The 25,760-nt window shown below is 68.1% G+C and carries 22 protein-coding genes, 1 tRNA gene and 1 pseudogene; 13 read left to right on the forward strand and 11 right to left on the reverse strand.

What is annotated here, in order from left to right; all coding sequences use genetic code 11:
• Positions 1-6 precede the first annotated feature (6 nt).
• The gene (locus ACQY4K_RS03015) at positions 7-2,208 is read right to left on the reverse strand and encodes a ComEC/Rec2 family competence protein (protein WP_428393308.1); all 2,202 of its coding nucleotides are present in this window, start codon (positions 2,206-2,208) and stop codon (positions 7-9) included.
• An 87-nt stretch (positions 2,209-2,295) separates the two neighbouring features.
• Between ACQY4K_RS03015 and gltX the strand changes: the two genes are divergently transcribed.
• From gltX to ACQY4K_RS03060, 9 genes are all read left to right on the forward strand, one after another.
• The gene (gene gltX / locus ACQY4K_RS03020) at positions 2,296-3,696 is read left to right on the forward strand and encodes a glutamate--tRNA ligase (RefSeq protein WP_428393310.1); all 1,401 of its coding nucleotides are present in this window, start codon (positions 2,296-2,298) and stop codon (positions 3,694-3,696) included.
• Complete coding sequence (locus tag ACQY4K_RS03025) at positions 3,689-4,645, forward strand: aspartate carbamoyltransferase catalytic subunit (RefSeq protein ID WP_428393311.1); 957 nt, start codon at positions 3,689-3,691, stop codon at positions 4,643-4,645. Before gltX ends, ACQY4K_RS03025 begins: the two co-directional genes overlap by 8 nt.
• Positions 4,646-4,650: 5 nt before the next feature.
• The gene (locus ACQY4K_RS03030) at positions 4,651-5,925 is read left to right on the forward strand and encodes a dihydroorotase (RefSeq protein WP_428395934.1); all 1,275 of its coding nucleotides are present in this window, start codon (positions 4,651-4,653) and stop codon (positions 5,923-5,925) included.
• Positions 5,922-6,527 carry a glycerol-3-phosphate 1-O-acyltransferase PlsY gene (gene plsY, locus ACQY4K_RS03035; protein WP_428393313.1) on the forward strand — a complete coding sequence of 202 codons (606 nt, stop codon included), beginning with the start codon at positions 5,922-5,924 and terminating at the stop codon, positions 6,525-6,527. Before ACQY4K_RS03030 ends, plsY begins: the two co-directional genes overlap by 4 nt.
• On the forward strand, positions 6,524-7,660 hold the full coding sequence (dprA, locus tag ACQY4K_RS03040) for a DNA-processing protein DprA (RefSeq protein WP_428393315.1): 1,137 nt from the start codon (positions 6,524-6,526) through the stop codon (positions 7,658-7,660). Before plsY ends, dprA begins: the two co-directional genes overlap by 4 nt.
• Positions 7,657-10,329, forward strand: a complete 2,673-nt coding sequence (topA, locus tag ACQY4K_RS03045; protein ID WP_428393317.1) for a type I DNA topoisomerase — start codon at positions 7,657-7,659, stop codon at positions 10,327-10,329. Before dprA ends, topA begins: the two co-directional genes overlap by 4 nt.
• 245 nt (positions 10,330-10,574) lie before the next feature.
• On the forward strand, positions 10,575-12,062 hold the full coding sequence (locus ACQY4K_RS03050) for a S41 family peptidase (protein WP_428393319.1): 1,488 nt from the start codon (positions 10,575-10,577) through the stop codon (positions 12,060-12,062).
• Between the two features lie 13 nt (positions 12,063-12,075).
• Entirely contained in the window at positions 12,076-12,414 is a 339-nt protein-coding gene (locus ACQY4K_RS03055) for a DUF1491 family protein (protein WP_428393321.1), read from the forward strand.
• Between the two features lie 29 nt (positions 12,415-12,443).
• Positions 12,444-12,905, forward strand: coding sequence for a hypothetical protein (locus ACQY4K_RS03060; protein WP_428393323.1), 462 nt, complete (start codon positions 12,444-12,446; stop codon positions 12,903-12,905).
• Between the two features lie 37 nt (positions 12,906-12,942).
• Here ACQY4K_RS03060 and ACQY4K_RS03065 read toward each other — a convergent pair whose 3' ends face one another.
• On the reverse strand, positions 12,943-15,750 hold the full coding sequence (locus ACQY4K_RS03065) for a TonB-dependent receptor (RefSeq protein WP_428393325.1): 2,808 nt from the start codon (positions 15,748-15,750) through the stop codon (positions 12,943-12,945).
• A 277-nt stretch (positions 15,751-16,027) separates the two neighbouring features.
• On the opposite strand from ACQY4K_RS03065, the gene ACQY4K_RS03070 reads away from it, so the two are divergent.
• Together ACQY4K_RS03070 and ACQY4K_RS03075 are read left to right on the forward strand one after the other, a co-directional pair.
• Positions 16,028-17,977 carry a sulfotransferase gene (locus tag ACQY4K_RS03070; protein WP_428393327.1) on the forward strand — a complete coding sequence of 650 codons (1,950 nt, stop codon included), beginning with the start codon at positions 16,028-16,030 and terminating at the stop codon, positions 17,975-17,977.
• 20 nt (positions 17,978-17,997) lie between these two features.
• On the forward strand, positions 17,998-18,207 hold the full coding sequence (locus ACQY4K_RS03075) for a hypothetical protein (protein WP_428393329.1): 210 nt from the start codon (positions 17,998-18,000) through the stop codon (positions 18,205-18,207).
• A 57-nt stretch (positions 18,208-18,264) separates the two neighbouring features.
• Here the strand turns inward: ACQY4K_RS03075 and ACQY4K_RS03080 are convergent, their stop codons facing one another.
• Positions 18,265-18,603 carry a DoxX family protein gene (locus ACQY4K_RS03080; protein WP_428393330.1) on the reverse strand — a complete coding sequence of 113 codons (339 nt, stop codon included), beginning with the start codon at positions 18,601-18,603 and terminating at the stop codon, positions 18,265-18,267.
• A 241-nt stretch (positions 18,604-18,844) separates the two neighbouring features.
• Between ACQY4K_RS03080 and ACQY4K_RS03085 the strand changes: the two genes are divergently transcribed.
• Entirely contained in the window at positions 18,845-19,450 is a 606-nt protein-coding gene (locus tag ACQY4K_RS03085; protein ID WP_428393332.1) for a TetR/AcrR family transcriptional regulator, read from the forward strand.
• A 6-nt stretch (positions 19,451-19,456) separates the two neighbouring features.
• Here ACQY4K_RS03085 and ACQY4K_RS03090 read toward each other — a convergent pair whose 3' ends face one another.
• Positions 19,457-20,416 (reverse strand): acetamidase/formamidase family protein, encoded by a 960-nt coding sequence (locus ACQY4K_RS03090; protein WP_428393333.1) that lies wholly within the window; start codon positions 20,414-20,416, stop codon positions 19,457-19,459.
• A gap of 99 nt (positions 20,417-20,515) precedes the next feature.
• Here ACQY4K_RS03090 and ACQY4K_RS03095 point away from each other — a divergent pair, with 99 nt between their 5' ends.
• Positions 20,516-21,676 (forward strand): AI-2E family transporter, encoded by a 1,161-nt coding sequence (locus ACQY4K_RS03095; RefSeq protein WP_428395936.1) that lies wholly within the window; start codon positions 20,516-20,518, stop codon positions 21,674-21,676.
• Here ACQY4K_RS03095 and ACQY4K_RS03100 read toward each other — a convergent pair.
• The 7 genes and pseudogenes from ACQY4K_RS03100 to ACQY4K_RS03130 form a co-directional block, all read right to left on the reverse strand.
• Positions 21,630-21,703 (reverse strand) — tRNA-Pro (locus ACQY4K_RS03100). The genes ACQY4K_RS03095 and ACQY4K_RS03100 overlap by 47 nt on opposite strands.
• Before the next feature lie 85 nt (positions 21,704-21,788).
• Entirely contained in the window at positions 21,789-22,262 is a 474-nt protein-coding gene (locus tag ACQY4K_RS03105; RefSeq protein ID WP_428393334.1) for a MerR family transcriptional regulator, read from the reverse strand.
• Positions 22,259-22,594, reverse strand: a pseudogene (locus ACQY4K_RS03110) (integration host factor subunit alpha); the annotation flags it as partial. The pseudogene ACQY4K_RS03110 and the gene ACQY4K_RS03105, both read right to left, overlap by 4 nt.
• A gap of 46 nt (positions 22,595-22,640) precedes the next feature.
• Entirely contained in the window at positions 22,641-23,618 is a 978-nt protein-coding gene (locus ACQY4K_RS03115) for a beta-ketoacyl-ACP synthase III (RefSeq protein WP_428393336.1), read from the reverse strand.
• A complete protein-coding gene (gene plsX / locus ACQY4K_RS03120; RefSeq protein WP_428395938.1) occupies positions 23,619-24,713 on the reverse strand; it encodes a phosphate acyltransferase PlsX in 1,095 nt (364 codons plus the stop codon). It lies immediately after the preceding gene.
• A 55-nt stretch (positions 24,714-24,768) separates the two neighbouring features.
• Positions 24,769-24,972, reverse strand: coding sequence for a 50S ribosomal protein L32 (rpmF, locus tag ACQY4K_RS03125; RefSeq protein ID WP_428393338.1), 204 nt, complete (start codon positions 24,970-24,972; stop codon positions 24,769-24,771).
• A 144-nt stretch (positions 24,973-25,116) separates the two neighbouring features.
• Positions 25,117-25,671, reverse strand: coding sequence for a YceD family protein (locus ACQY4K_RS03130; RefSeq protein ID WP_428393339.1), 555 nt, complete (start codon positions 25,669-25,671; stop codon positions 25,117-25,119).
• Positions 25,672-25,760 lie beyond the last annotated feature (89 nt).

Here is a 25,760-nt window from a genome sequence, read left to right on the forward strand (position 1 = left end):
GCCTGTTCACTCCGACTTCGCCATCGGCAGGTTCGGCACACGACGCTGGCCGGGAACCGGGATCCAGGGGCGCCAGCCGCGCACCTGCTGGTCGGACACGATCCGCACGCCGCCGCGCCCGATCCAGACCGCCTGCGCCCCTTCCCGCCAGACCGTGAAGCGGTCGATGCGCGGACGCCTCCGGCAGGCATGCGCCGGCATCGGCGAGACGATCAACGCCAGTCCCGCGCAGTCGAGAGCCGGCGGCGGCTGCTTGCTCTGCCGCAACAACAGCACGGTCTGGCCGCGCCGCACGATCCGGCAGACCACCGCGTCGCAGGTGACCGGCCCTGCGGCCGAGCCAACGCTGCCGCGTTCGGGCATGTAGTCCGGCGCCGCCTCGATGCCCAGGCTCTTGCTCCAGTCCGACAGCGTGATCGCACTCGCCCCGGAGCCCTCCTCCAGCATCAGCCGGGTGGCATCGCCAACCAGCACCCGCAACCCGATCAGCCGCGCGTCGGCCGACACCAGCAGGTCGGGCGGCCGGCAGAGCAGCGGCGTCAGCACGCCGACGCACAGCGGCAGTGCGCCAAGCAGACGCCACACGCCACGACGCAGGCACAGCCAGATCAGGCCGAACGAGAGCACCCCCAGCCCCCACAGCGGCATCGCCGGCACCACGATGCTCGACGCCGGCAGTGCCGCGACCCAATGCGCCAGCCACAGGATCACGCCAATGCCCCAGCCCATCGGCAGCAGGGCTATCCGCTCCAGGCCGAACGGCATCAGCGCCAGCGACAGCAGCCCCTCCGGCAGCACCCACAGCGCCGTCATCGGCACCGCGACCAGGTTGGCGAGCACGAAATAGAATTGCACATGGCCGAAATGATAGATCGCATACGGCGTGGAGGCGGCGCCGGCGAGCAGGCTGGTCATGAACAGCGCCCAGACATGCAGGCCGAACCGACGACGGATGCTGCCGTCACCATACAAAGCGACCGTCGCCGGGCGCAGCGCCTCGTAGCCGGCGATCAGCGCCAGGACTGCCGCGAAACTCATCTGAAACGACACTTCGAGCAGCGCCTCCGGCGAGGTCAGCAGCAGCACCACGGCGGCCGCCCCCAGCCCGCGCATCGACACCGGTCGTCGCCCCAGCATCAGCGCCACCACCGCGAGGGTGGCCATTGCCAGGCTGCGGATCGTCGGCAGGTGCATTCCCGTCAGTGTCATGTAGAGCCCGCCCGCGATCAGCGCGCCCACTGCCGCGATCTGTCTGGTCGGCAGTCGCAGCGCGCCCCATTCCCACAGGGCGAGCCCCATGCGCAGCAGCCCCATCACCAGACCCATCACGATGCCCAGATGCAGCCCCGCCACGGCGAGCAGATGCGCCAGCCCCGCCACCGCGAACGCCTGCCGGTCAGCCGGCGGAATCGCGCTGCTGATGCCGGTGAGCAGGGTCGCCGCTATGGCGCCACGTGCGCCCGGCAGCACACGCAGGATGCGGGCCGCGATCGTCTCGCGCAGACGCTGGATACGCGCGGCCAGGCCGTCAGCCGCCGCCGGATGATGCACGATTTTGGCGGGGTTGAGCGCATAGCCCGACCCTGCAAGGCCATCAAAGAACGCCTCGCGCTGCAGGTCCCGGCCGCCCGGAAGCGACGGCGGCGGCGGCGCGCGCAACATCCCGCGCACGCTCAGCGTATCGCCGACCGCAACCGCCTGCGCGTCGTCCGCGCGCAGCCGCATACGCAGACGCCGCGTCAGCGGGGCTGCGCCGTCGATCACCGGGCGGCCCAGCACCACCCGCCGGGCGCCGTCCGCATAGACCTGGATTTCGGCGATCCGGCCGGAGACGATTGCCGCCTTGCGCGGCATCACCGGCATCGGCGGCGCCCGCTCGGTGGCAAGGCTTGCCGCCAGAAAGCCGATGCAGCCGGCGAGCAGCGCCGCACCCACAATCCGCACCAGCTCGCGGCCGCGCGACAGCACCACCCCCAGCAGTGCCGCGACGGCCAGCCCCTCAACCGGCCAGCGCGGCGGCTCCGACGCCGAGGCAAAATAGACGAGGTCGCCGATGCCCAGACAGACCGGCAGCCACAAGGCAAGCCGGTCGCGCTCGATCAGCAGGGCCCGACGCAGCACCCGGACGAGCGCCGGAAAGCCCGCCCGCAGCCGACGTGCGACAGCATCAAGACCGGGAGCGCGCGCCAGACCTGCCACACCAGACATACGGCAGTTTATGACGATTACGGAATAATTTCCATACCTGCCGCTCAGCCTATCGTCGCGCGTTGGCATCATGCTAGAGAGCCCGGGATGAGCGTCCGTACCCGCTTCGCGCCGAGCCCGACCGGCCTGCTGCATGTCGGCAACGCCCGCGCCGCTTTGTTCAACTTTCTTTTCGCCCGCCATCACGGCGGCGCCTTCCTGTTGCGCATCGAGGATACCGACCGCGCGCGCTCCACCCAGCACGCCGTCGACGTGCTCCTCGACGGGCTGGCCTGGATGGGGCTCGAATGGGACGAGCCTACCGTCTACCAGTCGGCGCGGCAGGCCCGCCATGCAGAGGTCGCGCATGCGCTGCTCGCGGCTGGCCATGCCTATCGCTGCTACTGCACCGCCGACGAGCTGCGTGCGATGCGCGAGCAGGCCACCGCCGAGGGCCGGGCGCCGCGCTATGACGGGCGCTGGCGCGATCGCGACCCGTCGGACGCCCCCGCCGGCGCGCCTTTCACCATCCGCCTGCGCGCACCGCAATCGGGCGAGACCGTGGTGCACGACCTGGTGCAGGGCGAGGTCCGTGTCGCCAACGCCGAACTCGACGACATGATCATCCTGCGCGCCGACGGCACCCCCACCTACCAGCACGCGGTGGTGGTCGACGACCACGATATGGCGGTCAGCCACGTGATCCGCGGCGACGACCATCTGACCAACAGCTTCAGGCAGGCGCAGATCTATGCCGCGATGGGCTGGCAGCGTCCGGAGTTCGCGCATTTGCCGCTGATCCACGGACCCGACGGTGGCAAGCTCTCCAAGCGGCACGGCGCGCAGAGCGTGGTCGAGTTCCGCGACCAGGGCATCCTGCCGGAGGCGCTGTGCAACTATCTGCTGCGGCTCGGCTGGGGCCATGGCGACGCAGAGATTCTCTCGCGCGAGGAGCAGATCGCCCTGTTCGATCTTGACGGCGTCGGCCGCTCGGCGGCGCGCATGGATTACGTCAAGCTCGCCCAGGTCAACGGCGTCTGGCTGCGACGCGCGGGCGACGCTCGCCTGACGGCCGAAGTGACGAACGCCCTCATCGCACGCGGCACGCCGGTCGACGAGACGGCGGCGGCGCGCATCCTGGCCTTGATGGGCGGGCTGAAAGAGCGCGCCAAGAGCCTGCTCGACCTCACCGACAGTGCCGCGTTCCTGGCTGCCTCGGTGCCGCTCACCTTCGAGCCGAAGGCGCAGGCGCTGTTAAGCCCCGAGAACCGCATGATGCTGCGCGACCTTGCTGCCGAGCTCTCACCGATCGAGCCGTTCGACGCGGCCGCCATCGACACTGCCCTACGCCGCTTCGCCGATCGCGTCGGGCTCAAGCTCGGCCAGGTGGCGCAGCCGCTTCGCGCCGCCGTCACCGGCAGCACCATGAGCCCTGGGATCGACGCAACCCTCGCCGCCCTCGGGCGCGACGAGACGCTGGCCCGCATCGGTGCCATTTGCAATGGCTGAAGGCGGCCGTTTCTTCGCGAGCGCCGAGGACGGCCATCGCCATCTGCTGGCGCTACAAGGGATGCACCCCACACGCATCGAGCCGTTCCTCGATCTCGCCGAGAGCTACGTGCTGCTCAACCGGCAGCGCAAGACCAGCCGCGACCTGCTGCGCGGACGCACCTTGATCAACCTGTTCTTCGAGGACTCCACCCGCACCCGCACCAGCTTCGAGCTCGCCGGCAAGCGTCTGGGTGCGGACGTGATCAACATGTCGGTCGCCACCTCCTCGGTGAACAAGGGCGAGACCCTGCTGGACACCGCGGCCACGCTGAATGCCATGCGCACCGACCTGCTGGTGGTGCGGCACGCGCAGTCCGGCGCCCCTGCTTTGCTCGCGCAAAAGGTCGAGGCCAGCGTCATCAATGCCGGCGACGGCACGCACGAGCATCCCACCCAGGCGCTGCTCGACGCGCTGACCATCCGCCGCCGTTGCGGCCGGCTGTCCGGGCTGACGGTGGCGATCTGCGGCGACATCGCGCATAGCCGGGTCGCGCGGTCCAACATCCATCTGCTGACCGCGATGGGCAGCCAAGTCCGGGTGATCGGGCCACCGACGCTGATCCCGGCCGAAGTCGAACGGCTCGGGGTGAGCGTGTTCCACGACATGGCCTTGGGCCTGCGTGACGTCGACGTGGTGATGATGCTGCGCCTGCAGCGCGAGCGCATGGCCTCGGGCCTGGTGCCCAGTGCGCGCGAGTTCTTCCGCTTCTTCGGCCTCGACATGGAGCGCCTGGCCCTGGCCAAACCGGGGGCGCTGGTGATGCATCCCGGACCGATGAACCGCGGCGTCGAGATCGACAGCGCGGTTGCCGATCACGGCCAGAGCGTCATCGCCGAGCAGGTCGAGATGGGGGTCGCGGTGCGCATGGCTGTGCTCGACCGGCTGTCGCGCGGGCGCAATTCGTGAGCGGCATGCTGCTGTTCGATCATGTCCGTCTGGTCGACCCCGCCTCGGGTCTGGACCGGCCGGGGCGGCTGCTGGTCGAGGGCGGCCGCATCGCCGATCTCGATCTGCCCTCCGATGCCGCCGCGCCGGACGGGGCGACGGTGATCGATGGCGGCGGCGCCGTGCTCTGCCCGGGGCTGGTCGACATGCGCGCCAGCGTCGGCGAGCCAGGCCACGAATATCGCGAGACCGTCGCCTCCGCCGCCGAGGCCGCGGTCTCGGGCGGCGTCACCACCATCGCCGTGCTGCCCAACACCACCCCCGCGATCGACGATCCGGCGCTGGTCCGCCTGTTGCGCGCGCGCGGCGAGGAGACCGCGATGGTGACTGTGCTGCCCTATGGCGCCGTCACCCAGGGCTGCCTGGGCGAAACCCTTGCCGAGCTCGGCCTGCTGCGCGAGGCGGGTGCTGTCGCCTTCACCGACGGCGCCCGCGCTATCGCCGACACCAGGCTGATGCGCCTCGCTTTGTCCTATGCGCGCGGCTTCAACGCCCTGGTGATGCAGCACCCCGAGGACCCGTCGCTTGCCGCCGGTGGGGCCGCGACCGAGGGCGAGCTCGCCACCCGTCTCGGCCTGCCCGGCATTCCCGCCGCCGCCGAGGAAATCCTGGTGGCACGCGACCTGATCCTGGCACGCCTGACCGGCGGCGCGCTGCATTTCGGCCATGTCTCGACGGCCGCCGCCCTGGAGCTGATCCGCCAAGCCAAGCAGGACGGGCTCGCCGTCACCTGCGACACGGCGCCCCCGTACTTTGACCTCAACGAGACCGCGATCGGCGATTTCCGCAGCTTCGCCAAGCTGTCGCCGCCACTTCGCCCGGAGTCCGACCGCCTCGCCGTGGTGGCAGCACTCGCCGACGGCACCATCGATGCCATCGCCTCGGACCACATGCCGCGCGATGCCGACGACAAGCGCCTGCCCTTCGCCCAAGCCGCGAGCGGCGGCGTCGGCCTCGCCACCCTGCTCGCGGTGACCCTCGCACAGGTGCATGGCGGCAGCCTGAGCCTGTGCGCAGCACTCGACCTGCTCACCGCCCGACCGGCGCGCATCCTCGGCGTCGAGGCCGGCCGCCTGGCGCGCGGTGCCCCGGCCGATCTCTGCCTGTTCGATCCGGAACGCGCCTGGCAGGTGCAGGCCGGCCGGCTCGCCGGACGCGCGCAGAACACGCCGTTCGATGGACGCGCGCTGGAGGGCCGGGTGATTGCCACCTTCAAGGCCGGACGACGGGTGTTCGGATGAGCCCGCTGCTGGCCGCGGTCGCAGCAATGGCCTACCTGACCGGCAGCATTCCGTTCGGCCTGATGCTGACCCGCGCGGCCGGGCTCGGCGACATCCGCGCCATCGGCTCGGGCAATATCGGCGCCACCAACGTGCTGCGCACCGGCAACCGTGGGCTGGCGGCGGCGACCTTGCTGCTCGATACCCTCAAGGGCGCGGTCGCGATCTGGCTCGGCGTGTTCATCTTGCCGACCTTGCTCTCGGCGGCGGTCGCGGCACTCTGCGTGGTGCTCGGCCATTGCTTTCCGGTCTGGCTGCGCTTTGCCGGCGGCAAGGGGGTGGCGACCGTGCTCGGCGTCGGCTTCGGCCTCGACTGGCGGGTGGGTATCATCTGCGCGGCACTCTGGCTGGCGGTGGCACGCTGGACCAAGCTCTCCTCGGCCGGCGGCATCGCGGCCGCCCTCGCACTGCCGGTGCTGCTGTTCGTGTTCGCCTGGCCCGATCTCGCGGGCGCGGTGCCATGGAGCGGCGTGCTGATCGCAGCCCTCGTGCTGGTGCGCCACCGCGCCAATATCGCCCGCATCCTGGCCGGCACCGAACCGCGCATCGGCCGCAGCACGTGAACGACCGCGCCGCCCGTCTGCGGCTGATACGCAGCGAGAATGTCGGCCCGGCGACCTACCGGCGTCTGATGGGCCGCTATGGCAGTGCCGAGGCCGCGCTCGACGCCATCCCCAAGCTGGCGCGCGATAGCGGCGGCACGGTGCCCAGGATTGCCTCGGTGCAGGCCATCGCCGACGAGATCGGCGCGGTGTCCGCCGCCGGCGGCCGCTTCATCCTGCTTGGCGAGCCCGACTACCCGCCGCTGCTGGCGCAACTCGCCGACGCGCCACCCGCACTCGCCGTGCTTGGCGATATCGCGGTGCTGCATCGGCGCGCCGTCGCCATCGTTGGCTCGCGTAACGCCTCGAGCAATGGCCTGCGCATCGCCGAGGCGCTGGCCGCCGAACTGGGGGCAGCGGGCCTGGTCGTCGTCTCCGGGCTCGCGCGCGGCATCGACGGCGCCGCCCATCAGGGCGCGCTGCATGTGGGTCCCACGGTAGCATGCATCGCCGGCGGCCTCGATCAGCCCTACCCCGCGGAGCATGCCGCATTGCAGGCGCGCATCGCCGGCCGCGGCGCCGTGGTCGCCGAGGCGCCGTTCGGCACAATTCCGCAGAGCCGGCACTTTCCGCGACGCAACCGCATCATCGCCGGGCTATCGCTCGGCTGCGTGGTGATCGAGGCAGCACCCCGCTCCGGCAGCCTGATCACCGCCGACTTGGCCTTGACCTATGGCCGCGAGCTGTTCGCCGTCCCCGGCTCGCCGCTGGACCCGCGCTGCCGTGGCTCCAACAATTTGTTGCGCCAGCGCCACGCCCACCTTGTCGAGAACGCCGCCGACGTGCTCGCCGAACTGCCGCAAACCCTGCCCACGCTCGGCCCGACCGGCTTCGCGGAGGGGCGAAACGCCTGGGGTGCGGACGCGCCGGAGGCCTGGTCGGAGCTGGCTGCGGTCCGCCAACGCGTGCTCTCTTTGCTCGGCCCGTCACCGGTATCGGTTGACGATCTGTCGCGCCGCTGCCAGTTCTCGACCGGTGCCGTGCTCGCGGTCCTTACCGAACTGGAGCTTGGCGGCCATATCGAGAGCCTGCCGGGCAACCAGATCAGCCTGCTGGGAAGCGAGACGGACACCACCTGTTCGGAGAGTGAATGACCGACGTCGTCGTGGTGGAGAGCCCGGCCAAGGCCAAGACCATCAACAAATATCTCGGCGACGGCTATACCGTGCTCGCCAGTTTCGGCCATGTCCGCGACCTGCCGCCGAAGGATGGCAGCGTCCGTCCGGATGAGAATTTCGCGATGGACTGGCAGGCTGACGAGCGCGGCATGCGTCAGATCACCGCCATCGCCCGCGCCTTGCGCGGCGCGAAACGTCTCTATCTCGCCACCGACCCGGACCGTGAAGGCGAGGCGATCTCCTGGCACGTGCGCGCCATGCTGGAGGAGAAGAACCTGCTGCGCGGCATCGACGTGCAGAGGGTGACTTTCAACGAAATCACCAAGGGCGCGATCAAGACCGCGATGGGCAAGCCGCGCGCCCTCGACCAGCCGCTGATCGAGGCCTATCTCGCCCGACGCGCCTTGGACTACCTGGTCGGCTTCACCCTGTCGCCGGTGCTCTGGCGCAAGCTGCCTGGCAGCCGCTCGGCGGGCCGCGTGCAATCGGTGGCGCTGCGCCTGATCTGCGAGCGCGAAGCCGAAATCGAGAGCTTCAAGCCGCGCGAATACTGGACCGTGCTCGCCCATCTCGCGACCCCGGCCGCGGCCCCCTTCACCGCGCGCCTGACGCATATGGGCGGCCGCAAGCTCGACCAGTTTGACCTGAACAACGAGGCCCTGGCCCACGCGGCGAAGGCAGCGGTCGAGGCCTCCGTCTTCTCCGTCGCCAGCGTCGAGCGCCGACGTGTCAAGCGCAACCCGCCACCGCCCTTCACCACCTCGACCCTGCAGCAGGAAGCCAGCCGCAAGCTCGGCATGGGGGCGCAGGCAACCATGCGCGCCGCCCAGCAGCTCTACGAGGGCATCGAACTCGACGGCGAAACGACAGGCCTGATCACCTACATGCGCACCGACGGCGTGCAGATGGCGCGCGAGGCGGTGGATGCGATCCGCACCCACATCCATTCCGCCATCGGCGTCGACTACCTGCCCGCGCATCCACGCGAATACTCGACCAAGGCGAAGAACGCCCAGGAAGCGCACGAAGCCGTCCGCCCTACCGACGTGGCGCGCCGCCCCGAGGATCTCGGACGCTTCCTGTCGGACGAGCAGCGACGGCTGTACGATCTGATCTGGAAGCGCGCCGTCGCCAGCCAGATGCAATCCGCCGAGCTCGATCAGGTGGCGGTCGAGGTCGGTGAGCCTGCGGGCCGAATCAAGCTGCGCGCCAACGGCTCGATCGTCGCCTTTGACGGCTTCCTCAAGCTCTATTCCGAGGGCCGCGACGACAAGGAATCCGACGACGACAACCGCATGCTACCGCCGATGCGCGAGGGCGACCCGCTCGAGCGCCGGCAGGTCGATGCCGATCAGCACTTCACCCAGCCGCTGCCGCGCTTCTCCGAGGCGTCCCTGGTCAAGAAGATGGAAGAGATCGGCATCGGCCGGCCCTCGACCTACGCCTCGATCCTGACGGTGCTGCGCGACCGCGACTACGTGCGCCTGGAGAACCGCCGCTTCATCCCCGAGGATCGCGGCCGGCTGGTCACCGCCTTCCTCACCAGCTTCTTCGAGCGCTACGTCGATAGCGGCTTTACCGCCGGCCTGGAGGAACAGCTCGACGATATCTCCGATGGCCGCGCCGACTGGCGCGACGTGATGGCGAAGTTCTGGGCGGACTTCAACCACGCGATCGGCCAGACCCGCGACCTCAAGATCTCCGACGTGATCGAGGCGCTCGACACCGAACTGGGCGCGCATTTCTTCCCCGAGCCCGAAGGCGGCGGCGATCCGCGTCGCTGCACTGCCTGCGGCACCGGCCGGCTCGGCCTCAAGCTCGGCCGCTTCGGCTCGTTCATCGGCTGCTCGAACTATCCGGAATGCCAATACACCCGCCGGCTGGTGGTCGACGGCCGCGAGGGCGAAGGCGGCGAGACACTCAAGGAGGGCCGGCGCGTGCTGGGCGCGCATCCCGACACCGGCGAGGAGATCACCGTCAAGCGTGGCCCATGGGGGCTGTATGTGCAGCAGGGCGAACCAAACCCGGAGGACAAGAAGGCGCGCGTGCGCCGCTCGACCCTGCCCAAGGGCGTCGAGGGCGACAGCATGACGCTCGACCAGGCCGTCGGCCTGCTGTCATTGCCGCGCATCGTCGGCATCCATCCCGAGCTTGGCGAGCCGATGGAAGCCGGGCTCGGCCGCTTCGGACCCTATGTCAAGATGGGCGCGATCTTCGCCTCGCTCGACCCCGACGACGACGTGCTGTCGATCGGCATCAACCGCGCCGTCGACGTCATCGGCAAGAAGCTCGCCTCGGTGCGCAGCCTGGGGGCGCACCCCAAGGACCGGGAGCCGGTGATGGTGCGTCGCGGCCGCTTCGGACCCTATGTCCAGCACGGCCAGATGATCGCCAACGTGCCGCGCGACCGCACGATGGACGACGTCACCCTGGACGAGGCGGTCGCCCTGCTCGCCGAGAAGGGCAAGCCGATGAAGCCGCGCGGCAAGCGTGGCACCAAGGTTCCCGCCAAGGCGGCCGCGCGCAAGGCTGCCCCCACGCCGGCACCCAAGAAGCCTGCGCCGCCTAAGCGCGTGTCACCCAAGCATGCGGCACGTAAGCCAACACCACGTAAATCCGCCAAGGCCAGCCCAACCAGCCCTTGAGTTGGCACGCGTAGCATCGCGGCAACCCCCTGGAACAAAATGCACTGTCACGGTGTCGGGCATATTTGCGGCGTGACCGTATCCAGGGATTTCGTCAAACTAACGTAAAGTTCCCTTGACGATGTCTGGGTCCATGACGAAACGGCACACGCTTTGACGGCTCGGCGCTCCCGCCTCTCGTATCGTCCGGTCCCTGCGTGAGGACCGCGACCAGCACGGGCCGTCGCCTGTGCTCGGCCGCACTCGTGCTCTTGCTGCTTTGGGTGCCGGAGCCCGCGATCAGTGCCGGCGGTTTCGATGCGCCTCTGTTCTCCAGCGTCGTCGGAGAAGCACTCGACTTCCTCGGCCCGCGCACGCTTGAGCCGGCGAGCCCCCGCCAGTTTGTGCTGTGGGGACTGAACGGGCTGGCCGCCATCGACCCGTCATTCACCGTGGACACGCGCGCCAACCTGGTGCGGCTGGTGATGCCGCAACGCGTGCTGCTCGAGGTGCGCGCGCCCGCGGCCGCCGACCTCGCCGGCTGGACCCGCACGGCCGTGGCGTTTGCCGCGGCTGGCTGGGACGCCTCACCGACGATACGCGCAGCCGGTCAGCAGGCGCTGCTGCAAAGCTTCTTCGACGAGCTGTTCAATCATCTCGACCCGTATTCGCGCTATATCGCCCCGACCCAGGCCAACAGCGACCGCGACAATCGCGAAGGTGGCATCGCCGGCCCCGGGATCACCATCGGCCACATGGCGATGATCGCCGCCGTCAACGCCAACGGCCCGGCTTTCCAGGCGGGCATCCAGGCCGGTCAGCACCTGCTCGCGGTCGACGGCCATGCCACCCGCGCCCGAGACCGGGCCACCATCGCGCGCTGGCTGGAGGGTGCGGAAGGCAGCATGGTCAGCCTTATTGTTTCAAATCAAGGCGGCCGCGCGCAAACCATTCGCCTCATCCGGGCGCGGGTGCCGCCGGAGACGGTGTTCGCCTTCTCCAGCGGCGACATCGTGGTGCTCCGGGTCACCGGCTTCTCCAACGACACCGCCCAGGAGATCAGCGAGTTCCTCGATCAGGTCATGCAGCCGGGTGGCACGCCAGTGCGCGGGCTGGTGTTCGACCTGCGCGGCAACCGCGGCGGCCTGTTGCAGCAGGCGGTGACCTCGGTCGCCCTGGTGCTCGACCGCGGCGTGGCGGTGACCACGCAAGGCCGTGCCGCGCGCTCCAACCACATCTGGAGCGTGCGCGGCGGCGACCTCACCCGCGGCCTGCCGCTGGTGGTGCTGGTCGACGGCCGCACCGCCAGCGCGGCGGAGATCATGGCGGCGGCCCTCGCCGATCATCGCCGCGCCATCGTGGTCGGCAGCGCCACCTTGGGCAAGGGCCTGGTGCAGGTCATCGCCCAGCTCCCCGACGGCGGCGAGCTGTTCGTCACCTGGAGCCGGGTGATCGCCCCTGACGGTTGGCCGCTGCAAGGCCTGGGCGTGATGCCGGAGCTGTGTACCAGCCTCGGCCAGTCGGCCTTGGACCGCGCGCTCGACGACCTTGCCGACGGCATCCTCGACAATGCCCGCGCCGTGCGGCAGTCGCGGCTTGCCCGCGCGCCACTGCCGATGGCGCGCATCCTGGAAATCCGCGACGCCTGCCCGGCCGCCATAGGCACCGACGTGGACCTTGCCGCGGCCAGGGTCCTGATCGACGATCCGACCCGCTACCAGGCGGCGCTGGTCCCCGCCGCCGTCCACCCGTAGGCGGAGCCCGCTTATGTCCGAACCGCGCCTGAAGACCGCACTCTGGGCCAGCATGGCGGTGCGCCGCGCCGACCAGCTCGGCCGCTCAGGCATGGTGCTGCGCCGGGGCGACGGCGACGCCGGCGGTGTGCTCGCGGTGCTGCGCGACCGGCAAGGGCGCATGGTGGTGCTCAGCCAGGTGCGCCGGATGGACGGTGCGGCGGCCTGGATGCGCGGCACCGGGGTAGCGCCTGTCGACCAGGCAACGGCAGACGCCTATGTTGAACGCCAGGTCGCGCGCGACCCCGACCTGTGGGTGCTCGAATTCGACGCCCCCGACCTCACCCCGCCTTTCGAGGCGGTGCTGGTCTGAGCCGCGCGCCCGCAACCGGGGAGATAAAAATGGACATCCAGACCATCGACCAGCAATACAGCCAGCTCCAGGGGCAGGCGCAGCAGACCGCGCAGGCACTGCAGACCCTCGGCGCCAAACTGCAGACTGCGGCCCAAGGCGGCGACCCGCAGGCGCGGGAGTGGCAACTCGACCTGCGCGAACTGGCCCTGGCGTTCCGCTCGGAGCAGGACCAGGTCGCCAACCTGCTGCAGGCGCTGCACGGCTTCGTCGCCAACGAGGCGCAATCCCAGATGCAGATGCAGCCCCAGATGCAACCCCAGCAAATGCAGCCGCCACCGCAACAGAACACCTGGGGCCAGAACCCCGGCTACGGGCAGCAACCGGTGTATGGGCAGCAACCCGCATCGGGTGGCATGTTCGGCGGCTTCCTCAACTCCGGCTTCGGCCGCGCCATCACCATGGGCGCCGGCTTCGGCATCGGCGACGACCTGATCAACAAGATCTTCTGAACGCCCAAAGCTGGGGCCTTGGCCCCAGCCTTGTTCTTCAGAAATGCGCGGTCGCGGTGAAGGTGATCGCAAACGGCTCGCCGGGCAGGCCGTCGGCGAACTGCGGCGTGCAACCGTAGCTGGTCTTCGGCTGCCCCTTGAACGGACCGCTGGTGAAGTTGCCGCAGGTCGTGGGTGACACCTGCCTATAGAAATATTGGAAATACTGGTTGTTAAACAGGTTCAAGACATTGAGATCGAAGTCGATGAACTTCAGCGGACCGACATTTTGGACCGGCAGCTTATAGTTCGCGTCGAGATTGAAGACCACGAACGGGTGGTAGCCGCCGTTCGGGTCGTAGGTCGTGTTGCCGACCAGCGTACTATAGTAGTCATAGGAGCCGTATTTGGCGTTCACCCCGGGGATCGGGCCCACATTCTCGAAGCCGCTCAGATCGTAGGTGGTCGACTGCTTGCCAGTGTATTGGCCCTCAAAACGGACGTTCAGGTCGTCACCGCGCAACGCCAGGCCGCGATGGTCGTAGTCGACTCCAAAGGTCGACAGCCAGTCCGGAACCCCGGTGACAGGAGAGCCTCTGGTGACGATGCCGAACTGGTCCTCCTGGATGGTGGCGTTGTCGAGGGTCGTGGCGAGATACTTGGCGAGCACATGGGAGACGTTGCCGAAAACCTGCCAGCTGCGGTTGATCTGCCAGACTGCCGCCGCCTCGACGCCCTTGAATTCGCGCTGGCCGGCATTGGTGTAGAGCGAATCCCCGAGCAGCGGACCGGACTGATAACTGAAGAAGCCGAAATCGCGATCCACCTTCTGGTAGAAGTAGTCGGCGGACAGCACCAGGTTCGAGGTGTTGTACTTCACACCTCCCTCGTAGAGATGCACGATCGAGGCACTCGGAGGCGCGCCGAGCAGGTTCGGCGAGAAGTCGGTCACCGGCGCGAACAAAGCGGATTCGCCATAGCTGCCGTAGAACGAAACGCCCTTTGCCGCAGGCAGGATCCGGTCGAGATCGTAGCTGACATTGAAGAACGGCAGCAGGTCACGGTCCCATCTGGTCGCCTTGAACGCGCCGAAATTGCAGGAATTGTTGGCGTTCTGGCAGTAGGCGCTGGCCAGCGCGGTGGCGGAGGGCGTGCCTCCATACACGTTTTGGCCGATATAGGCGGAATTGGTGCCCTCCAAGGTGCCGCCGGGGGTCAGATGCAGGGTGTTCTGCAGCAGATCGATCTTATCCTGCAAATATCCCTGGTAGATGGTCCGATACACGCCGCCGTCGGCGGCATCGCCGCTCTGGTTGATGGTCAGGTTGCCTTGCGTCTGCGGCACGGTGGGCAGGGCGCCTTGGAAGAACGGCGAGTTCGCTTGCGTTTCCTTGGCGATGAGACCGCCGAACTTGATGGTGTTGGCGACACCGAAATAGGTCGGCAGTGTCACGACGACACGCGGCTGGATGCCGTAGGTGTCGTTATGCTGAAGTTCCAGCAGCGAATTATAGCCACAGGGGCTGGGATTGCCTGTCGCGGCATAAGCGGCGGCGACACTGGCCGGGCAGCCGGGCGAACCCGGTGGGTAGGCGGCATTGCCGTCGTAGCGATAGATCGGCGGCTGATGGTAAGCTTGTCCGGGTCCGTAATCTCCCTGTTGGCCGAAGCCGGCCGGCGTCTGGTTGAAGGGCACCGCGCCGCCCACGGTGACTGAACCCGGGATGCCGGGAGCCGAGAAAATACTGGGATTGCCGTAGTTGTTGGTTACGGAATCGGAGTTCAAATAGAAGGTGGTCAGGCCGGCGTTTACGTAGTCGTTGATGTAGGTGTCATCCTTGAGGATGATGCTTAGATACTTGTTCTGTTGCCTGGAGAACTCCTGGTCGGGGGAGTAGTTGCTGAACAGGCCATTCTGGTTGAGGTATGGCAACGGGATCGGCTCTGGGTTGGTCAGACCGTTGGCAGTGTTGTAGAGCACAGTCGCCTGGAACTTTGAAAGCCCGTCGCCATAAGGCTTGTCGAAGGCGAACAGCATGTTGTTGAAGCGCGCCGGTGTGTAGTCGATGAAGCCGTTGGTCTGCAGGTTGGAGTATTTCAGAAGGACCTTGGGAGCATCGTTGCCGGTGCCGAGGAAGCCATTCAAGCGGCCCGAATTCAGTGTGAAGCCCTCGTTATAAGTCCCGAACGAGCCGATCGAGCCGGTGAGATCAAGGTATTGCTCGTTGGCTGGCCGCAGGCTGTTATAGGCGATGGTGCCGCCGATGGTGCCAAACGTGCTTTTGTCGGGGTACGCCACACCAGGATAGATCGAAACGCCGCTGATCTGGTCGAGGTTGAAGCGTCCGCCAATGATGTTCTGCAAATAGGAACCGGTGCCGCCGTTCAGAAGGTCCTGCATCGGCACGCCGTCGAACGTCTGTGCCGTCTCCAGGCCGCGCACGCCGCGCACCGTCAGCACCGGCTCGTTGTTGCCGATACCCTGCTGATACACGTAGACCGAAGGTGCGGCGCGCAACAGGGTGGCGGTGCTTCCCTGCACGCCGGTCTGCGCGATCTGGGCGGTGCCGAGTTCGGTGACGGCACTCGGTGAGTTGGTCTCGCGCAGCAGCCGGCGCTGGGCGCGGACGATGATGCTCTGGCTGGTGCCGGCGACGAAGTTCGACGCCGGCCCGGTGCCGCCGGGGCTGGTGCGGGCAGCCGGCCCCGGCGCTTGAACAGGCGTGTTGGCCGGCACACGGTTAACCGGCGCGGTGTTCGCGGGCGTTGCAACCTGAGCCATCGCAGGCGCCCCCGCCAGCAACGCGGTAATGGCTACGGAGCCGGCAAGGCGGCTACGTAGCGTCGTCAAAGTGGCGCCTGTCATGCTCTCTCGTTCTCCTGTCGGTGACGCTCGCCGGGGCATCAATGATCTTCAAGTTAACGGCCGATTGCAGGCGCGATAGGGCGAAACAACCGCGGGACATCGTTGCCTCCGGGCTGTTGCAATCCTGCAACTCTGACCGTCACCCGACGCATAAGTAATGATATTTCAATGGCATGCTCTTTGCCGCAACAAATCTGGTCGGCCAGGGTCATGATCTTTCGAGCATTCATTTTTTACGACAAAATGTCATTGCGTGTGCATGCGAGGGGACGGATCCATGGATGAGATCGCAGCACGACAGCGTGCCATCGCGCTGTTCGAGGCGGGCGCGTTTGCGGAGGCATCACGGGCGCTGGCAGCACTCCTGGCTCGCATTCCGGCGGAGTCGGTGCTGTTGCGGCTGTGCGGCATGGCCATGCTGCGCAGCGGTGAGCTCGGCCGCGGCCTGCCGTATCTGGCCCGCGCGCGGCGCCTGGCACCTCAGGACCCCGTTGCCGCGCTGTGGCACGGTATTGCCCTGCACTCGGCGCAACGCTTTGCCGAGGCTGCCTCGGCACTCGAGACCTGCGCCGGCCTGGCGCCACGCGACCCGGCGCCGCTGATCCATCTCTCGCGCGCCCTGCTCAAGCTGTCGCGTCCGCTTGACGCTGTCCAGGCCGCCGGGCGCGCGCTGTCGCTGGCCCCCGAGCTGCTGGAGGCGACCCACGCGCTTTGCCTGGCCGAACTGGCCGTGCTGAACGCGCAGGCGGAGCCCAACCCCGCACCCCTGGCGCAGGCGTGGGCGGCGCTGGGGCGAACCTGCCTAAGGCTGGACAACGTGCTTGATGCACGGGGCGCCCTGCAACAGGCGCTGGCCCTGCAGCCGGACGATCCTGTCGCCGCTTGCGATCTCGCCGTCGTCGAGCATCTGTGCGGAGAGCCGCTCACCGCCCTCGCCAGGCTGCGCACGACGGTCGCCGGCGCGCCCAGGTGCGAGCCCGCCCGTCTGGCCCTCGCCGACCGGCTGCTTGCGCACGGCGAACCGGCAGAGGCGCTGGCCGTGCTCGACGAAGCCCGCAACCCGGAGAGTGCGCAATGGTGCGTGCGGCGCGGCGCGGCACTGGCCGGGCTCGGACGCATCGACGCCGCCCGCGATGCCATGGCCCAAGTGCCACGCCCCGCGGCAGACACCGAGCTGCTGTTATGCCGCCAGGAATTCGATCTCGCGCGCGCCACCGGCGACCGCGCCGAAGCCGCCGTCCTCGCCGAGCGGATCGCCCGATCGGCCTCGGACCGTGCGGCCGCGACCTTGGAGCAACGCATCGACGCGCACTTCGCGCTTGGCGCGTTTCATGACGAAGGCGGCCAGCGCGCACGCGCCTTTGCGCACTGGCGCGAGGGCCATGCGTCGTTGCGGCGGGCGCAACTCTTTTCGCGCGCGCGGCACAGCGCCGTCATCGATGCGACAATCGGCACCTTCGATGGCGGCCGCATGGCGCATGGCCCAGCAGGCACCAACCGCGATGCGGCGCCGGTGTTCATCGTCGGGTTACCCCGCACCGGCACGACGCTGGCGGAACATATCCTGGCCGCGCACCGCTCCGTGCATGGCGCGGGCGAGCGTCTGGCGATTCGCGAAACGCTGGCGCGTCTGACCGGAGCGGACCGGATCGAGACCGCAACGCAGCGCGCCGCACGCCTTGGTACGGCGGCCCTGGACCGTGCCGCGAGCGACTACCTTACCGAGTTGCACGCGCTGGCGCCTGAAGCCACGACCATCATCGACAAGATGCCCGACAATGTCCTCCATCTCGGCTTCATCGCGACCCTGCTTCCCGGCGCGCGGGTGATCTGCTGCACCCGCGACCTGCGCGACGTCGGCGCCTCGATCTTCCAGCACGGCTTTATCGGCCACCACCCTTATGCCCATGATCTTGCCGATCTGGGCTGGTATATCGGCCAGCATCAGCGGCTGCTGCGTCATTGGCGCGCGGTGCTCCCGCTGCCGATGCTTGAGCTCGACCATGCCGAGTGGCTGGTCGACTTCGATGCCACCCTGCGTCGGGTGCTGGACTTCCTGGGACTTCCCTACGATCCTGCCTGCGTCCGCTTCGATGAGCAGGAGCGCGAGGCGGCGAACACCGCAAGCCGTGCGCAGGTCAGGCAGACACTGAATGCACGCGGCGTCGGTCGCTGGCGCGCCTATGAAGCAGAGCTCGCGCCAATGTTGCGCGAGCTTGATTTGTAACCATCCTGGAGGCGACGGAAATGCAAAAGATACAATGCCTGCTCCTGGGCCTGGTCCTGGCCGCCGCGACATTGACCCTCGTCGCCTGCTCGGCGTCGCCCGAGGCGCCGCACTATCGTCAGCAGGACGCCACCACCGGCAGCATGCTGCATTCGCAATACGGGGCCGCCATCGTGCAGGAGACCTCTACGAGCTATACGCAGCCGCACATCATGAACGGTCATAACTGATGCCAATCCGCCTAGACGGTGAGACACGCGAGGCGTTCTCGGTTTCATGAGGGCCGACTACGGGTGGATTGCTATCGCCGCGGCGGCCACCGCCGTCAGGACCACGGCGCCCGGCAGGTGCCCCCAGTCGCGATGCCGGATCACGGTCGCCACGGCAGCCAGCAGGATGATGGCGCTTCCGATCGCTCCAACCCGTGACGTCATCGGGATCAGCAGAAGCAAGCCTGCCGCGACTTCAAGGCCGCCCGTCACCCGGTGAAAACCGGCGGGATAGCCCCAGTCAGCGAAGGATTTACGGATCGATGCGGGGCCAGCGAAGTTGACTCCCCCCGCCCCGATCATCACGGCGCCGAGCGCGATCGGAAGCCCGGCGGTCATGAGTTTGACGACTGGCATGGAACTGGTCCTTGCTTTGTGAGCGGTTGCGATGCTCGGGGTCATGACGGCTGACCAGGAGGCGGCACGGCGCCGAGCTGAATGAAGATGTCGAGAGTGTTGAGCTCGTCCCAATGCTCGACAAAGAGCCGGCCAAGCCTGATCGGATCAGTTGACATTGCGGCCTCCTGCTTTAAGCGAGACTAATCGGTCTCGCAAATCGCTAGGTAGCGAGACCGCACAGTCTCGTCAAGGACCGCTTATGGATGTCATCGCGCCGCGACGACCCGGACGCGCACTCGACCCAGCCAAGCGCGCGGCCATTCTCGGGGGCGCACGCACCGTCTTCATGCGCGAGGGGTTTGCACAGGGCACGATGGATGATGTTGCCGCCGAAGCCGGTGTCGGCAAGCAGACCATCTATCGCCATTTCCGATCAAAGGAGGCGCTGGTAAAGGCGCTCGTGGAGGCGATGTGTGCGCCGGAGGTGGTTGAGCCGCCGCCGAGTTTGCGGCCGACCGGCGAGCGGCTACGCGAACTCCTTCTGGCGTTTACGGATGGTGTTGCCAGCTCGGACAGCGTTCACCTTTACCGGGCCATCGTCGGGGAGGCCGGCAGGATGCCGGGGTTGGGACATCTGTTATGGGAGGCGGGGTATCGACCGCTCCGGGTGGCGATCACACAGCTCCTGGCGGAAGAATTCGACACCGACACGGCGCCGTTCGTAGCCCAGCAGGTCGTCCATCTCACACTCGGCGATGCGTATCAGGACCTGATCCTCGGAACTGGCTCGCCCGGACCGGACGTCTTTGAACGCCAGATCGACGCGGCGCTCGCGCTCCTGGGGCTCCATCATGGCTCTCTCTGATCGAACTCAGTCGAACAGCAGCCCCTTGCGCAACATGCCGTGCACGCCCTTTTCGCCGTTGACGGTCTGGGTGACGCGGAAATCCACCGCGAGCGAGCAGGTCGCGTAGGCCTCCCCTGCGGAGATGGTGCTGCGTTCGGTGATCAGCGCGATCATCTCGCGCAGCGCCTGGCGCATTGCCTCATTCAGGTCCTCGTTCAGGCCCATGCTGATGAAGTGCGTCGGCGTCTGCGCGCGCGGCATGCGTAAGCGTGGCGCCTCGGGGCCGCCGCCCTTGTGCAGGATCAAGGTGAAGCGGCCGTCGAGGCACATCTCCAGGGCGTTGATACAGACCTCGCCGTCGCCCTGCAAACCGTGGCCGTCACCGGTCGAGAAGTTGGCGCCCGCCACGAACACCGGCAGGAACAGCGTGCTGCCGGCGACCAGCTCCTTGTTGTCGAGATTGCCGCCATGCCGACGCGGCTCGCGCGAGGAGATGCGGCCCCAGGCGGCAGGCGGTGCCACGCCCATGATGCCGAAGAACGGCGCCAGCTTCAGGGTCACGCCCCAGGGCAGCGTGCAGGTGCCTGCCGCGCGATCGACGGCGATGTGGGCGAGGAAGCGCTCGGTGAAGTCGTTCGGCAGCGTTCCCGCGAGCGGACGAAAGCCGCAATAGCCCCAGTCGCAGGTGGGTTCGACCGCCTCGATGCGCACCTCCAGCATGTCGCCGGGTGCCGCCCCGCGCACCGCCACCGGGCCGGTCAGGATGTGGCCTGCCAGGTGCTCGTCCCTGGCCTCGAGCACCGACGACAGCGCCGGCGGGACGTCGAAGCCGCGGGGCGCCGTCGCCAGCACGTCCGGAAAGCCGGAGACCGTCTGGATGTCGACGGTGTCGCCGGAGTCGATGGTCAGGACCGGCGGGATCGCGGCGTCGAACTGGCCGTGCCGAACCGTGTCCGGGGTTGCTGCGAGGCGGTGCTGGGTCATGGCTTCTCCTGGCTCGGCTGTGCAGGACGCACTAAGCCCGCTTCGCGCGCACGGCAAACCCGGCTATGCGGTCGATCAGCGAAGGCAGCAAGGATCGTGATGCAGAGCAAGCCATTCGGCGTCGTTCGTGAGGAGCACGCAGCCGGCCCATCGGCGAGCCGGGCACAGCGGATCGCGCTCGGCGTGCTCGGGCTGGTGCTGGCGCTGCTCGGCCTGTTCACGCTGCACGACTTCCTGCCGGCGCTGGCCTGGGCGGTGGTGTTCGCGATCGCGGTCTGGCCGCTCTATTGGCGGGCGCAGCGACGCTGGCCACCCGGCGAACACAACCTGCTGCTGCCGCTCGCCTTCACCGTGGCGATCGCGCTCATCTTCATCGTGCCGCTGGCACTGATCGCGCTGAAGGCCGCCCGCGAAGCCCAGGGCGTCTTGGTCTGGATGGGCCATGCCCGCCATGCCGGGGTGCCGGTGCCGCACTGGATCGACGTCCTGCCGTTCGGCGCGGACAACGCCAGAGGCTGGTGGCAGCACCACTTGTCCGACCCAGGCGACGCCAACGCATTGTTCGAAAATCTCCGGCCCGGCCGCAGCTTTGCAATGACACGGCAGGTCGGCGGTCAGGTCGCGCACCGCCTCACTCTGTTCGCCTTTACCATCATCACCCTGTTCTTCCTGTTCCGCGACGGCGATGCGGTGACACAGCAGATGCTGGTGGGCAGCCGGCGGGCGTTCGGGGTGCGCGGCGAGCGGATCGGCCGGCAGATCGTGGCCTCCGTGCACGGCACCGTCGACGGCCTTGTGCTCGTCGGCATCGGCGAAGGCGTGGTGATGGGCTTCGCCTATGCGATCGCCGGCACACCGCACCCGACCCTGTTCGGGGTGCTGACCGCGGTCGCGGCGATGATCCCGTTCTGTGCGGCGATCGCCATCGGCCTGGCCGCCTTGCTGGCGGTCGCCAACGGCTCGGCAGTCACCGGCATCGTGCTGTTCGGCTTCGGCATGCTGGTGGTGTTCGTCTCCGACCATTTCATCCGGCCGGTGCTGATCGGCGGCACCACCAAGCTGCCGTTCCTGTGGGTGCTGCTCGGCATCCTCGGCGGGGTCGAGACCTGGGGGCTGTTCGGTCTGTTCGTCGGGCCGGCGATCATGGCCGCCCTGATCCTGCTCTGGCGGGAGTGGACCGGACCGCACTGGACGCCAATGCCGGAGACGGATATCGGGCAGGCGGGATTCGAACCCACGACCCCCAGTCCCCCAGACTGATGCGCTACCAGGCTGCGCTACTGCCCGTCTGCCTGTCGGCGAGTTGGATGTAGCAGCGAGGCCGCGGCATCGCAACCGCGCCAGACTCGCAATGTATCAGAGCGGCAACGAGTCAGAGTGGTAACATGTCCCTGATGCGCTCCAGTGTTTGCAAGGTTTCGATCAGGACCTGTCGAAGCGCGTCGCGCTCGCGCGCGGGATCGGCGCGCGGCGGAGGTCTGACCGGCTCCGGTTCGACGGCAGGTGGCTCCGGCTCGTCCTCCGGGAGGTCCGCCAAGGCCCCGTCACCTTCCATGGCCCCGTCACCTTCAAGCAGCAGGCGCTGCACGCCCTTGATGGTGTAGCCCTGGGTGTAAAGCAGATCGGCGATCCGCCGCAGCAGCACCACATCGTCGGGGCGGTAATAGCGACGGCCACCGCCGCGCTTGAGCGGCTTGACCTGCCCGAAGCGGGTTTCCCAGAACCGCAGCACATGCTGCGGCACATGCAGATCGTCGGCGACTTCGCTGATGGTGCGGAATGCGCCCGCCGATTTCTTCGGCCGGCCCGCGCGCTCGAAGGCGAGTTCGGCCTCGTCCGACATCATCCGCTATCGTCCTCAAGCCCGGCTCCCAAACCTGGCTCCTGGCCGTTGACCCGCGCCTTGAGAACCTGGCTCGGGCGGAACACCAGCACCGATCGCGGCAGGATCGGCACTTCAACCCCGGTCTTTGGATTGCGGCCGACCCGGCGCCCCTTCTGGCGCACAGAGAATGTTCCGAACCCACTGATCTTGACGGAATCGCCAGCCTGCAGCGCCGCGACGAGCCGCTCCAGTACGTTCTCCAGAAGTTCGGCCGATTCGTTGCGCGAGAGGCCGACCTGCGTATAGATCGTCTCGGCGAGATTGGCCCGTGTCACGGTACTCATGCGCAAAACGTAAGCATGCGCGCAAGTCCCGTCAAATGAACGAAACTCTCGCGCGCTACAGCCGGACCAGCGCCGAGCCCCAGGTCAAGCCGCCGCCGAGCGCCTCCATCAGCACCAGGTCGCCGCGCCTGATCCGGCCGTCGCCGACCGCCTCGGCCAGCGCCAGCGGGATCGAGGCCGCCGACGTGTTGGCATGGCGGTCGACGGTGACCACCACCCGCTCAGCCGGCAGATCGAGCTTGCGGCCGATCGCATCGATGATCCGCTTGTTCGCCTGGTGCGGCACCAGCCAGTCGATATCGGCGTGTCCCAGGCCGTTCGCCGCCAGTGCCTCGTCAACCGAGGCGGACAGCTTGGCCACCGCGTGGCGGAACACCTCGCGCCCGTTCATGCGCAGATAGCCGCTCGCGTCGCGCAGGCCGACGGCGCCGTCGACATAGAGCAGGTCGCCCGAGGTGCCGTCGCCGTGCAGATGCGAGGACAGGATCCCCCGCCCGGACCCAGCCTCGCCGGCGCGCAGCACCACGGCACCGGCACCGTCGCCGAACAGCACGCAGGTGCCGCGGTCGCTCCAGTCGAGGATGCGCGAGAATACTTCGCTGCCGATCACCAGGACTGTGCGCGCGCGCCCGCAACGCATGAACGCCTCCGCCGTGGCCAGCGCGAAGATGAATCCAGAGCAGGCGGCACTCACGTCAAAGCCGAAGCCGCGTCTCGCGCCAAGTGCCGCCTGCACGCGCAGGGCCGTCGCGGGAAACGCCTGGTCGGGCGTGGAGGTCGCCAGAATGACGGCGTCGACGTCCGCGGCCTCGATGCCGGCCGCGTGCAGCGCCCGTCGCGCGGCCTCGGTGCCCATGAAGGCGGCGGTCTCGTGCGGTGCCGCCAGATGACGCTGGGTGATGCCGGTGCGCTCACGTATCCAGGCGTCCGAGGTGTCGACCAGGCCGGCAAGGGCGTCGTTGCTGACGATGCGCTCAGGCAGGTAGCCGCCGACACCCACCAGCTCCACGCTTACGGGAGGTTTGGACGTCATTCAGCCCGCCGCGGCGACGTTCGCCGCACCACTCGCACCTTGGCCCGGCTGCGGCTTGCCGGCCGGCCCGACCCATTCGAGGCCCGCGCGAATACGGTCGTTAAAGCCATGGGTGACCATGTCCATCGCCACGTCGATGGCATGCGCGAAGCCCTCCGCGTCGGCGCCGCCATGCGACTTCACCACAACGCCGGAGAGGCCGAGCAGCACGGCGCCGTTATAGCGACGCGGATCGAGCCACTCGCGCATCCGCTCCAAACCGGGACGGGCCAGCACGTAGCCCAGACGCGAGACGATAGTCTCCGCGAACACCTGCTTGAGCAGGTCGCCGACCAGGCGCATCGCCCCCTCTCCGGTCTTCAACGCCACGTTGCCGGTGAAGCCGTCGGTCACCACCACGTCGGTGGTGCCGGCCGTGATGTCGTGGCCTTCGACAAAGCCGTGGAATTGCTTGGCGATCGGGGAGCTGCGCAGCACCTCCGCGGCCAGGCGCAGCCGCTCGTCGCCCTTGAGCTCCTCGGCGCCGACATTGAGCAACCCGATCGTCGGCGCCGGCAGTCCGAGCACGGTGCGCGCGAACACCTCTCCCATTACCGCGAACTCCACCAGGTTGCGCCAGTCGCAGATGATGTTGGCGCCAAGGTCGAGCATGACCACGTCGCCGCGCGAAGACGGGCTGAGTGCGGCCAACGCCGGACGGTCAATCCCCGGCAAGGTGCGCACGACGATCTTGGCCAGGGCCAGCAGCGCCCCGCTGTTGCCGGCTGAGACCACGCCCTGCGCTTCGCCCTGGGCCACGGCGTCCATCGCCAGCCGCATCGAGCTGTCGCGCATGCGCAGGGCGGCGGTCGGCTTGGTTTGCATGCTGACTGCGCTGGCGGCGTGCCTTACGGTGCAGATCGCGCTCGCACGGCGATTGCCGCGCAGCAGCCGCCCAAGGGCCGCCTCGTCACCAACCAGCAGGATACGCGCGCGCGGATGGCGCTCGGCGGTGATTGCCAGCCCGTCGACGACGATCCCGGGCGCGCCGTCGCCGCCCATCGCATCGACCGCAAGATTGAAGGCCGCCTCGGCCACGGCCTTGGGCCGCCGCATCGGCGTCAGAGAGGTGTCCGCAAGGCGCGCTTCATCCGACAACGAGCGGCTCCGCTCAGATACGAACGGTGCCTTTGAGCGCCTTGCCGGCCTGCACCACTTCGCGGCCATCATAATGGCCGCAATGGCCGCAGACATGATGCGGACGCTTGAGTTCCCCGCAATTGCCGCACTCGGCGTGCGCCTGCACCGGCAGCGCCTGGTGGCTCCGGCGCATGCCGCGGCGGGAGGGAGAGGTCTTTCTCTTGGGAACAGCCATGGGGGTTAGCCCCTCCAATTCGGTTACGTGCGACGCGCCTCAACAGCGTCTTAGCGCGCCGGCGGTCAAAATGCGAGGCGCGGGGCTTAGCAGAGCGGCCCCAGGTCCGCAAGCAAACCACCGGACTTGCGCGCAGCCGGCGCGTCAGGCCTCGCCCGAGCCGGTGCCGCGCCCATTCTTCACGTGCCAGTTCTTCAGTTGCGCAAAGCCGCCGCGCGGGTCCTCAGGCCCGTCCTCAGGTGCGGCGACGCCAGACAGGCCAAGCTGGGGCATGCGCGGATAGGGGTCGAGCACGAGGGCAAGCTGCTCGCAGGCCGCCTCGCCAAGATCGAGCAGGCCGCCGGCATAGCCCACCTCATCGGCGGCGTCGGGATCGATCTCGAGCGTCTCGCCGCCGGCGATCGCGTCTTCCGGCACGAAACGCAGGACGAAGCGGTCACTCACCGTGGTCTCGAACGGCTCGAGCGAGACCACGCAGATGCGGGTCAGTTCGCAGCGCAGGTCGCCTGCGGCGTCGATGCGGCCCTCGCCGTGCGCGTCGAGGCAAAAGCGACAGCGCAGCGACACTACCGCCGGCACGCCCAGCCGGCGTGCGAGGCCGCGGCATTCCTCGGCGGTCGCCTCGATCGTCTGCTCGAAGCCGGCGCCGATACGGCTGATCGGAACACGCCGCGAGACTTCCGGCTGCTGCTGGTCCATTGTTACTCTCCGTCTCCGACGTGTGTTGACACCCACCGGCCGTTCAGGCACCCGGACCTGACCAGCCTCTATCATAGGACGATGATCCC

The organism is Lichenicoccus sp. (assembly GCF_965276875.1).
GTDB lineage: Bacteria > Pseudomonadota > Alphaproteobacteria > Acetobacterales > Acetobacteraceae > Lichenicoccus.